The sequence below is a fragment of the Vibrio rumoiensis 1S-45 genome, from assembly GCF_000286955.2.
In the GTDB taxonomy this organism is placed as follows: Bacteria; Pseudomonadota; Gammaproteobacteria; order Enterobacterales; family Vibrionaceae; genus Vibrio; species Vibrio rumoiensis_A.
In genome coordinates, this window is the sequence record NZ_AJYK02000092.1 from 1 (window position 1) to 11,134 (window position 11,134).

The 11,134-nt window shown below is 41.2% G+C and carries 8 protein-coding genes and 1 tRNA gene; 6 read left to right on the forward strand and 3 right to left on the reverse strand.

Annotated elements, in window-relative coordinates; all coding sequences use genetic code 11:
* Window positions 1–65 precede the first annotated feature (65 nt).
* Window positions 66–142, reverse strand: a tRNA-Arg gene (locus A1QC_RS12825).
* A 334-nt stretch (window positions 143–476) separates the two neighbouring features.
* Between A1QC_RS12825 and A1QC_RS12830 the strand changes: the two genes are divergently transcribed.
* The gene (locus A1QC_RS12830) at window positions 477–890 is read left to right on the forward strand and encodes a c-type cytochrome (RefSeq protein ID WP_026025810.1); all 414 of its coding nucleotides are present in this window, start codon (window positions 477–479) and stop codon (window positions 888–890) included.
* Window positions 891–995: 105 nt separating this feature from the next.
* On the opposite strand, the gene rep is transcribed toward A1QC_RS12830, so the two are convergent.
* A complete protein-coding gene (rep, locus tag A1QC_RS12835; protein ID WP_017025061.1) occupies window positions 996–3,014 on the reverse strand; it encodes a DNA helicase Rep in 2,019 nt (672 codons plus the stop codon).
* Window positions 3,015–3,151: 137 nt separating this feature from the next.
* On the opposite strand from rep, the gene A1QC_RS12840 reads away from it, so the two are divergent.
* The 4 genes from A1QC_RS12840 to ubiK all read left to right on the forward strand — a co-directional run bounded on the left by A1QC_RS12840 (window position 3,152) and on the right by ubiK (window position 8,360).
* Window positions 3,152–3,733, forward strand: coding sequence for a TetR/AcrR family transcriptional regulator (locus A1QC_RS12840; RefSeq protein ID WP_017025062.1), 582 nt, complete (start codon window positions 3,152–3,154; stop codon window positions 3,731–3,733).
* Between the two features lie 18 nt (window positions 3,734–3,751).
* On the forward strand, window positions 3,752–4,858 hold the full coding sequence (locus A1QC_RS12845) for an efflux RND transporter periplasmic adaptor subunit (RefSeq protein WP_017025063.1): 1,107 nt from the start codon (window positions 3,752–3,754) through the stop codon (window positions 4,856–4,858).
* 11 nt (window positions 4,859–4,869) lie between these two features.
* Window positions 4,870–7,983, forward strand: a complete 3,114-nt coding sequence (locus A1QC_RS12850; protein ID WP_017025064.1) for a multidrug efflux RND transporter permease subunit — start codon at window positions 4,870–4,872, stop codon at window positions 7,981–7,983.
* A gap of 122 nt (window positions 7,984–8,105) precedes the next feature.
* Window positions 8,106–8,360, forward strand: a complete 255-nt coding sequence (gene ubiK, locus A1QC_RS12855; protein WP_017025065.1) for a ubiquinone biosynthesis accessory factor UbiK — start codon at window positions 8,106–8,108, stop codon at window positions 8,358–8,360.
* A gap of 133 nt (window positions 8,361–8,493) precedes the next feature.
* Here the strand turns inward: ubiK and ilvC are convergent, their stop codons facing one another.
* The gene (gene ilvC / locus A1QC_RS12860) at window positions 8,494–9,978 is read right to left on the reverse strand and encodes a ketol-acid reductoisomerase (protein WP_017025066.1); all 1,485 of its coding nucleotides are present in this window, start codon (window positions 9,976–9,978) and stop codon (window positions 8,494–8,496) included.
* Between the two features lie 165 nt (window positions 9,979–10,143).
* Here ilvC and ilvY point away from each other — a divergent pair, with 165 nt between their 5' ends.
* Window positions 10,144–11,034 carry an HTH-type transcriptional activator IlvY gene (gene ilvY, locus A1QC_RS12865; protein WP_017025067.1) on the forward strand — a complete coding sequence of 297 codons (891 nt, stop codon included), beginning with the start codon at window positions 10,144–10,146 and terminating at the stop codon, window positions 11,032–11,034.
* Window positions 11,035–11,134: the final 100 nt, after the last annotated feature.

The window sequence follows — 11,134 nt, forward strand, 5'->3', positions numbered from 1 at the left end:
CTACCAACTGAGCTACAGCCACCAATGTTTTTTACCGATGTTCACTTTCTAAAGCATTCCAGAGATGGTACGCCCGAAAGGATTCGAACCTTCGACCTTTGCCTCCGGAGGGCAACGCTCTATCCAGCTGAGCTACGGGCGCATGCCCTATCGGCGGAGTGGAATAATACGGATATCACACTGGGTCGTCTAGTGTTTTTTTGACTTTTTTTACCGTTTGATGTGTTTTTCAGCAATTAGGCGCAATAGAAAGCCATTTAGGATGTGACCAGACCCATATCACCGTAATCTTATGGTTTATACCAACATATTAAAAGGATATAATCACCCCTTGTTTACAATTTTATAACTATTGATTTATCAAACTTTTAAGTAAACACGCGCCTAAGAGCAAATAAGATTTATACCCAAACCATTGTAGCAACTGCTTCAAGGAAGAAATGGGTGTACTTTTACCTAAAGCATATAGTGAGTTTATGGATATGATTCGCCAAACCCTAATAATTTTAACTGCAGTATTCACTTTTTCATCGGTTTCTTTTGCTTCAACTATCAGTGATAGTGATAAAGCAGCCATCGCTGAGCGCATAAAGCCGGTTGGTGATGTCTACCTTGCGGGTAGTGAACCTGTTGCAGCAGCCCCATCTGGACCTCGTGATGGTGCGACTGTTTATGGCACTTTCTGTATCGCTTGTCATGGTACTGGCGTGAGCGGTGCTCCGAAGAAAGACAATGCCGCCGATTGGGCTCCCCGTGTCGCTCAAGGTGAAGCAACGTTAATTAAGCACGCAATAGAAGGCTTTAATGCCATGCCACCAAAAGGCACCTGTATGGATTGCTCTGACGATGAAATCAAAGCAGCCATCGAATTTATGGCTGCTGGTCTATAAATTTCATTAAAAAATAAAGCTCGGGCATCAATAGGATGAACGAGCTTTATATGTCTATTTTAGCTTTTTCTTACCACTTTAAAATTCTCTTAGCTGCCTAGAGCATCACTCTTTGCTAAACATTGCTCTAATATTGGCAATATGGCTCTGCCCTTTCTCCATTCGTTCTTCTGCGGTTTGTGGTTTTTTCTGCAATTCCCACTCAACATCATCAAACGGTAGCTCATCTAAAAAACGACTTTGAGTGGGTTTAATCAACTCCCCATATTGTCTTCGCTCTCGACACATCGTAAACGTTAATTCTTTCTGAGCTCGAGTGATCCCGACATACATTAAGCGACGTTCTTCTTCGACATTGTCTTCATCAATACTGGTTTGGTGCGGCAAAATACCTTCTTCCGCTCCCATTAAGAACACATAAGGAAATTCAAGACCTTTAGATGCATGAAGAGTCATTAATTGCACTTGGTCAGCATCATCATCGCCTTCTCCTCGCTCCATCATGTCACGTAACGTTAAACGCTGAACGACCTCTTTTAAGGTTTTCACTTCTTGGTCATAGTTGTCACCTTCTAGATCTGCAGTAATCCAAGAATATAAATCTGAGACATTTTTCATGCGCATTTCAGCCGCTTTGGGGCTTGGTGAGGTTTCATAGAGCCAATCTTCGTAATTAATATCACGAACTAAAGAACGAACCGCTTCTACAGTATTCCCTCTTTCAGCGTTCTCTGAAATTTTTACAATCCATGAAGTGAAGCGACGCAACGATTCCAACCCACGACCGGAAAGGTGTTGCTCTAGCCCTAACTCAAAGCTCGCTTCAAATAAGCTTTTTCCACGCATGTTGGCATAGCTACCAAGTTTCTCTAACGTGACTGGGCCTATTTCTCGCTTAGGTGTATTTACAATACGCAAAAAGGCATTGTCATCATCAGGATTAACCAAGACTCTCAAGTACGCCATGATGTCTTTAATTTCCGCGCGAGCGAAAAAAGACGTCCCACCAGAAATTTTATAAGGAATGCGGTTTTGCATCAGTGATTTCTCAATCAAGCGAGATTGGTGGTTACCTCGATACAAAATCGCGTAGCTTTTGTAATCAGTGCGGTTTAAAAACTTATGCGCAATAATTTCACCGGTGACTCGTTCGGCTTCATGATCTTCATTTTTTGCAGTCAGTAATTTGAGTTTTTCACCATCGGGGATCTCGGAAAACAATGTTTTCTCGAATACGTGTGGGTTATTGGCGATCAATATATTGGCACAGCGCAAAATTCGACTGGTTGAGCGGTAATTTTGTTCTAATTTAATGACCTTTAAGTTCGGGTAATCTTGGCTAAGTAACTCTAAGTTTTGTGGTTTAGCGCCCCGCCAAGAATAAATCGATTGGTCATCATCGCCAACTACGGTTAAGCGTCCTCGCTCACCCACAATCAATCGGACAAGTTCATACTGGCTGGTATTGGTATCTTGATATTCATCCACCAGCAAGTAACGAATACGAGATTGCCAACGCTCACGCACCTCTTGATTCGTACGTAACAACAGCACTGGCATGGCAATTAAGTCATCAAAGTCGAGCGCATTATAGGCTTTCATTTGCTTTTGATACATTTCAAAACAAAAGGCGAACAAGTGATCTTGCTCAGATTGAGCCATACCCAGCACTTGCTCAGGAACCAACATGTCATTTTTCCAATTTGAAATACTGCTCATCAATTGACGTAATAAATCTTTATCGCCATCGAGTTGCTTTTCTGTAAGCTCTTTAAGTAACGCTAGCTGATCTTGATCGTCAAATAAGGAAAAACCCGCTTTTAACCCTAACGATTTATATTCTCGTCGAATAATATTTAAGCCTAAGGTATGAAAAGTCGACACCATTAAACCTCGGGCTTCTTTTTTGCCTAAGGTTTGTCCTACTCGTTCTTTCATTTCTCGAGCGGCTTTATTGGTAAACGTTACCGCTGCAATATGGCGAGCTTGATAACCGCATTGTTGAACAAGATAAGCCATTTTATTGGTAATGACCCGAGTCTTTCCTGAGCCAGCGCCAGCCAATACAAGGCAAGGGCCAGACACATATTTCACTGCTTCATCTTGTCTTGGGTTTAGTTTCATTGTGCTCTCAACATTTTTGGTTCCTATTGCTACATTTAACAGATGTAACAAAATGATAATAATTTATGAATTAAACTAGCGAATCATAAAGCAAAGCATATAATGAATGAACGTTCATTCACTACTATCATTTTTATATGGTCAATTCAAACTTGGATAAAAGACAACTCATTCTTGATACCGCCGAGCATCTAATTGCTCAAAACGGCTTTCAAGGATTATCTATGTCTAAACTCGCCCAAGAAGCTGGAGTGGCTACTGGGACGATATACCGCTATTTCCAAGATAAAAACGATTTGGTTGAAGCGGTTCGAATTCATGTTCTTCAACGTGTTGCCAATATGGTACAACAAGGCGTTGAAGACCACATGTCTTTAAAGGAAAGATTTGTGTTGATTTGGAAGAATGTTTCCACACTCACTTCAACTCAATCCGAAGTGGATATGATTTTAAACCGTATTCAATACGAATCTCTTCCAACAGTAAGCACTCGTAGTTTAGAACTAGAAAGAAAATTATTTCACAAAGTAGAAGCGCTATTTACTGAAGGTAAAGCCCTTGGCGTATTTAAACCGCTTGATAATCACTTATTAGCCAGTTTGAGTTTAGATGTTAGCTTGGCCATTGCCAGAAAACACGCTCTCGGCTGTTATATTGTTACCGAACCTGCGTTAGAAGCGGCTATTGATGCTAGCTGGGGTGCAGTCATTCAACATTAATTTGGAGTTCAAATCAAAATGAAAAAGTGGACTTTCTTCATGTTACTGATCGCCCTGATTTTATTTGGGAGCGTTATTGGTTTTAACATGTTTAAACAGAAAAAAATCGCCGAGTACATGGCAAATATGCCAGAGCCAGAGTTTCCAGTGACCGTTGTTAAGGTCACCCCTGAGGATTGGGTTCCTACAATTAATGCAATTGGTTTTGTTGAACCAAATCAAGGTGTAACGCTAACTGCTCAAGCCAGTGGCCAAATTGAAAAGATTGATTTCGAATCAGGCAACAAAGTAACGACAGGTCAGGTTCTTGTTCAAGTTGATTCAAAAGTTGAAAATGCTGAATTAAAAAGCTCTCAAGCTAAATTGCCTGCCGCAAAAGCAAAATATTTGCGTTATAAGGGGCTATTTTCAAAAGGTTCGATTTCTCAAGAAGCGTACGATAATGCCCAAGCGGATTACTTTTCCTTATCTGCAGACATTGAAAGCACTAAAGCCGCGATTGAACGACGCACTATTACCGCTCCTTTTGACGGAATCGTTGGTTTGAGAAATGTATTTTTAGGCCAGTTTTTAACGACTGGAACGGATGTTGTACGCTTAGAAGATACAAGTATTATGCGTTTGCGCTTTACTGTTCCTCAAACCGACATTTCTAAAATTCATGTTGATCAACAAATCAATATTCTTGCTGATTCGTACCCAGGTAAGACCTTTAAAGGAAAAATCAGCGCTATTGAACCTGCGGTGAATGCACAAAGTGGTTTAATCCAAGTTCAAGCAGATATTCCGAATAACGACGGTCAATTACGCAGCGGTATGTTTGCTCGTGCCAGCATCATTATGCCTACGCTAACAGAACAAATCATTGTTCCTCAAACAGCCATTACTTACACTTTATATGGCGACAGTATTTATGTCGTAGAGGAAAAGGATGGCGAGAAGCGAGTTAAGCAACAGGTTGTTACCGTTGGCGAACGTAAAGGCAGTATTGCTCATATCTTGACAGGAATTGAAGATGGACAAACCATCGTCACTTCAGGACAAGTTCGTTTGAGTAATAACTCAAAAGTTAAAGTTGTGGAGAGTGATGCGACAACACCTCCAGAAACTACCCCAATGCTGTAACTGGAGGCACTATGCGCTTTACTGATGTTTTTATTAAACGTCCAGTTTTAGCGGTATCCATTAGCTTATTGATTGCATTGCTTGGCTTCCAGGCAATCTTCAAAATGTCAGTGCGTGAATACCCTGAAATGACAAATACCGTTGTAACCGTGACCACTGGTTATTACGGGGCAAGTGCGAACTTGATACAAGGCTTTATTACTCAGCCTTTAGAACAAGCGATCGCTCAAGCCGATAATATCGATTACATGACCTCATCTTCAGTTTTAGGTGCTTCAACCATTACGGTAAATATGAAGCTAAATACTGATCCTAATGGGGCGCTGGCCGATATTTTAGCTCAAACCAACTCGGTCCGATCTCAACTTCCAAAAGAAGCAGAAGATCCAACCGTAACCATGTCAACCGGTTCGACGACATCGGTACTTTATATTGGCTTTACTTCTGATGAACTTTCTTCAAGCCAAATTACGGATTACCTTGAGCGTGTAATCAACCCGCAACTGTTTACAGTAAACGGTGTATCAAAAGTTAACCTTTACGGTGGTCTACAATATGCGCTACGCATTTGGCTTGATCCGCCTAAAATGGCTGCATTTGACTTAACCGCAACTGATGTGATGTCGATCTTAAATGCCAATAACTACCAATCAGCAGCTGGTCAGGCAACGGGTGAATTTGTTCTGTATAACGGCAGCGCAAACACTCAGGTGGAAGACACCACGGAACTAGAAAAACTGATCGTAAAATCAGACAAAGGTCGAGTGGTTCGTTTAAGTGATATTGCAAAAGTCACGCTAGCAAAAAGCCATGATACTTACCGTGCCACAGCTAACGGTAACGAAGCGGTTGTAGCCGCGATTGATGCGACACCAACCGCCAACCCGATTAATATTGCCCACGATGTTCTGGAGCTTTTACCTGAGCTTGAAAAGAATCTACCGAGCAATATCACCATGCGAGTGATGTATGACTCAACGGTTGCGATTAATGAATCCATTAATGAAGTTATTCATACCATTTTGGAAGCTGCATTAATTGTATTAATCGTAATTACCTTGTTCTTAGGCTCATTCCGTGCAGTTATCATTCCAATCATTACCATTCCTTTATCGCTTGTCGGTGTAGCCATGGTCATGCAAATGATGGGCTTTTCTTGGAACTTGATGACGCTACTGGCCATGGTTCTCGCCATCGGTTTAGTGGTCGATGATGCTATCGTGGTTCTTGAAAACGTTGATCGGCATATTAAATTAGGTGAAACGCCATTTCGTGCTGCCATTATTGGTACTCGTGAAATCGCATTACCAGTTATCGCTATGACGGTGACACTAGGCGCGGTATATGCACCTATCGCATTAATGGGAGGGGTAACAGGATCGCTCTTTAAAGAGTTTGCTTTAACCTTGGCTGGCGCAGTATTTGTGTCTGGTATTGTAGCTTTAACACTCTCTCCGATGATGTGTTCAAAAATGCTCAAAGCCAATGTAAAACCAAGCAGATTTGAAACTGCTGTCCACAATGTTCTTGAGCGTATGACCAACCGCTATGATCGCATGCTACATGCAGTAATGAAGCACCGTCCTGTATTTATTGCCTTCGCTATCATTGTCTTTGCGAGCTTACCGCTATTATTCAAGTTCATTCCAAGTGAATTAGCACCATCTGAAGATAAAGGTGTGGTGGTTCTCATTGGTACCGGTCAATCTAATGCCAACTTAGATTACCTACAAAACAGCATGAATGATGTAAATAAGATTTTAACGGAGCAACCTGAAATTCAGTATGCTCAAGTATTCACTGGTATTCCAGCTTCCAACCAAGCATTTGGTATCGCATCAATGAAACCTTGGAGTGAGCGTGAAGCCAGTCAATCAGAGGTAACTAATCGTGTTGGCGGTTTAGTAAAAGACATTCCTGGAATGGCAGTAACGGCTTTCCAAATGCCCGAGCTGCCAGGTGCCGGATCAGGCCTGCCTATGCAGTTTGTTATTACCACGCCAAATAGCTTTGAAAGCTTATTCCAAATCGCCAGTGATATCTTAGTCGAGACGACGAAGAGCCCATTGTTTGTTTATTCAAACTTGGATCTAAATTTTGACTCAGCAACCATGAAAATCAATATCGATAAGGATAAAGCCGGTGCTTATGGCGTGACCATGCAAGATATTGCGGTCACTCTTGGTACTATGATGGCAGATGGCTATGTCAACCGTATTGATTTAAATGGTCGTTCATACGAAGTGATCCCACAAGTCGAGCGAAAATATCGCTTAAACCCTGAGTCAATGAAAGATTATTACGTTCGTGCAGCGAATGGTAATGCCATCTCTCTTGGCGGCTTAGTCTCTATTGATGTGATTGCAGAGCCTCGTACTCTTCCTCACTTTAATCAGCTGAACTCTGCCACTATCGGCGCAGTGCCATCACCTACCGCATCTATGGGGCAGGCTGTTGATTGGTTTGAGAACATTGCAGAAACTAAGTTACCTCTTGGGTATAATCACGACTATCTTGGCGAAGCTCGCCAGTTTGTAACCGAAGGCAGCGCTTTATATGGTACTTTTGCTCTTGCATTAGCCATTATATTCTTAGTGTTGGCGATACAATTTGAATCTATTCGTGATCCATTGGTTATCATGGTTTCCGTTCCACTGGCTATTTGTGGCGCTTTAATCGCCTTAGCTTGGGGCGCTGCGACCATGAATATTTACTCACAAGTCGGATTAATCACCTTAGTCGGTCTCATTACTAAGCACGGTATTTTAATTTGTGAAGTGGCCAAAGAAGAGCAACTACATCATGGTAAGTCACGAATGGAAGCTGTGATGGAATCAGCAAAAGTACGTTTACGCCCAATACTCATGACAACTGCGGCTATGATTGCGGGCTTAATTCCTCTGCTTTATGCAAGTGGCGCAGGTGCAGCTCAACGCTTTAGCATTGGCATCGTAATTGTATCTGGCCTAGCCATTGGTACTATCTTTACTTTGTTCGTCTTACCTGTGATTTATAGCTATTTAGCTAGTGAGCATAAGCCTTTACCTGAATTCGATGAGAGTATTCCTGCTATCGAAGAAACCGGTGAGAATGACGCTCATAACGAGCTAGCCGATAATCGTTAACCAAAAATATTAACCTTAAAAGGCTGCTTCGGTAGCCTTTTTTATTACCTGCTTATTATTTGTTTAGGACTTTTAGCCCGTCTTTGCATAGAATAAACACAATTAATTAGGAGTTCCTTTATATGTTTGATGCAAAAAAAATAGAGCAAATCGCAAAACAAATTCATGAGTCTATGCCTCAACCTGTCAAAGACTTAGGTTCAGACGTTGATCAAAAAGTACGCCAAGTCATCCAAGGGCAATTAAATAAGCTTGATGTGGTGTCACGTGAAGAGTTTGACGTGCAAACACAAGTATTATTACGCACACGCCAAAAACTGAATGAACTAGAAGCAAAGCTTGCCGATATTGAAAGCAAACTAAGTGAACAAAAATAACGTCTATTTTATCTGAACGTTAATAGAACTAAAAAGGCTTGCCATCACTGGCAAGCCTTTTGTTTAAATGGATATTTTCGAAACTATTGGGCGTATTTTCGACAGTAAAATTATGCCCAGTAGAGAATAAAAATTAGCCGCCTACCGCGATACGCTTCATATCCTTCATATAGCCACGTAGCTCTTGACCAATCCACTCAACTGGGTGGTTACGAAGTGCATCGTTAATTTCAATTAGCTGACCGTTATCAACTTGGTTACTTTCTTCGTTTAAGCCTTTACCAATTACATCTGTGCCAACTTTAGGCATAAATTTCTCACGTAATAATGGTGTGGCTACATTAGCAAATAAGTAGTTTCCGTACTCTGCTGTATCAGAAATTACTACGTTCATTTCATATAAACGCTTACGTGCAACGGTATTCGCGATTAATGGTAACTCATGTAGAGATTCGTAGTACGCAGACTCATCAATGATGCCAGATGCTGTCATTGCTTCAAACGCAAGTTCAACCCCTGCACGAACCATAGCAATCATTAGAATGCCATTATCAAAATATTCTTGCTCAGAAATTTCTACGTCTGATTCAGGGTAATTTTCAAATGCTGTTTGGCCTGTCTCTTCACGCCAACCTAGTAGGTTTACATCATCATTCGCCCAATCAGCCATCATAGTGCGTGAGAACTCACCACAAATAATGTCATCCATGTGCTTGTTATACAAAGGACGCATAAGATCTTTAAGCTCTTCAGATAACTCAAATGCTTTCACTTTCGCTGGGTTAGATAAGCGATCCATCATGTGTGTCACACCGCCAAACTTCAATGCTTCTGTGATTGTTTCCCAGCCAAATTGAAGTAATTTACCCGCATAACCTGCATCAATACCATCAGCGATCATTTTTTCATAACAAACGATTGAACCAGCTTGAAGCATGCCACAAAGAATTGTTTGTTCACCCATTAAGTCAGATTTCACTTCGGCTACAAATGATGATTCAAGAACACCTGCGCGATGGCCACCCGTTGCAGCCGCCCAAGCTTTAGCTATTTCTAGGCCTTCAGCTTGAGGATCATTTTCAGGGTGAACAGCGATAAGAGTTGGAACACCAAAACCACGCTTATATTCTTCACGAACTTCAGTGCCTGGACATTTAGGAGCAACCATCACAACCGTGATGTCTTTACGAATTTGCATGCCTTCTTCAACAATGTTGAAGCCATGAGAGTAACCAAGCGCTGAACCTTGCTTCATTAAAGGCATAACGGTTTCAACAACATTCGTGTGTTGCTTATCTGGAGTAAGGTTAACAACAAGGTCAGCTTGAGGAATGAGGTCTTCATAGCTACCTACTTCAAAGCCGTTATCTTTGGCATTTTTAAATGATTGACGTTGTTCATCAATAGCCGCTTGGCGTAATGCATAAGCAACGTTTAGACCAGAGTCACGCATATTAAGACCTTGGTTTAAGCCTTGAGCACCACAACCAACGATCACCACTATTTTACCTTTAAGGTAATCTGCTTCTGAAGCAAATTCTGCGCGATCCATAAAACGACAACGACCTAATTGGTCCAATTGTTCACGTAGATTCAAAGTATTGAAATAGTTAGCCATAGTATAGAAATCCTGTTTAATATAATTAATCCGTATTTGGTGAGTACGCTAGATACACTGTGTTACCCACTCGATGAAGTCATATTAAAACACGAAATCAATTGCGGAAAGTGATATATTCACAACTAATCGTTGCAAAAAACGCAATTAGTTAAAGAGGTCACATTGAACATAAAAAGTTTGCATTTATTTGTTCACTTATGCAGCAGTCAAAATTTTAGTAAGACAGCAACGGCAATGCATATCAGTCCTTCAGCACTAAGTAGACAAATTCAAAAACTAGAAGATGAAGTAGGCCAGCGCCTGCTTGTTCGAGACAACCGTAGTGTAGAGCTTACTGAGGCTGGAAAACGCTTATTACCTGTGGCATCAAATATCACAAGTGAATGGGGGCAATTTTGCAGCACGATCCAAGGTAACGACCATCACTTAACAGGGGAGATACGGTTGTTCTGCTCTGTAACGGCCAGTTTTAGTCATCTACCGGAACTACTCACTGATTTTCGTTTGGCTTATCCCAATATTGAATTAAAGCTATCAACTGGAGATCCTGCTAAAGCCATAGAAAAATTATTAAACAACGAAGCTGATATTGTCATTAGCGCGCTACCAACTCAATTACCAGCACGTTTAGAATTCGAAACCATAGGAGAGATCCCTCTTTCAGTTATAGCCCCTGTTAGCCTAAGCAGTTTTACCCTTGAGCTGCAAAAAGATCACCCGGATTGGTCACAAATCCCATTCATTATTCCTGAAGCTGGAACGGCTCGAGACAGAAGTAATACTTGGTTTAAAGATATGAAAATAAAACCAAATATCTACGCACAGACATCTGGTCATGAAGGCGTAGTAAGCATGGTCGCTTTAGGGCTTGGTGTGGGAATTGCTCCTGATGTTGTGATTAATAACAGCCCTGTTAAAGAAAAAATTCAACGCTTAAAAGTCGCACCAATTAAGCCTTTCAAATTAGGGATTTGTTGTCAAAAATCACAATTAGAGAATCCATTGATAAATGCTTTATGGCAAGTCTCTCAAAAGAAATTTATTAAGGCTTAATGCTTTGTGGGGTTTGGACTGGAGGCAGAAACGAAAAAGGCCTCCCATGAATGGGAGGCCTTAAAATATAAGCCTAGCGATGTCCTACTCTCACATGGGG

Bases quoted from the DNA above. Each gene is read 5' to 3' on its own strand.
- A1QC_RS12830 (WP_026025810.1), top strand. From the start codon at position 477: ATGGATATGATTCGCCAAACCCTAATAATTTTAACTGCAGTATTCACT.
- rep (WP_017025061.1), bottom strand. From the start codon at position 3,014: ATGAAACTAAACCCAAGACAAGATGAAGCAGTGAAATATGTGTCTGGC.
- A1QC_RS12840 (WP_017025062.1), top strand. From the start codon at position 3,152: ATGGTCAATTCAAACTTGGATAAAAGACAACTCATTCTTGATACCGCC.
- A1QC_RS12845 (WP_017025063.1), top strand. From the start codon at position 3,752: ATGAAAAAGTGGACTTTCTTCATGTTACTGATCGCCCTGATTTTATTT.
- A1QC_RS12850 (WP_017025064.1), top strand. From the start codon at position 4,870: ATGCGCTTTACTGATGTTTTTATTAAACGTCCAGTTTTAGCGGTATCC.
- ubiK (WP_017025065.1), top strand. From the start codon at position 8,106: ATGTTTGATGCAAAAAAAATAGAGCAAATCGCAAAACAAATTCATGAG.
- ilvC (WP_017025066.1), bottom strand. From the start codon at position 9,978: ATGGCTAACTATTTCAATACTTTGAATCTACGTGAACAATTGGACCAA.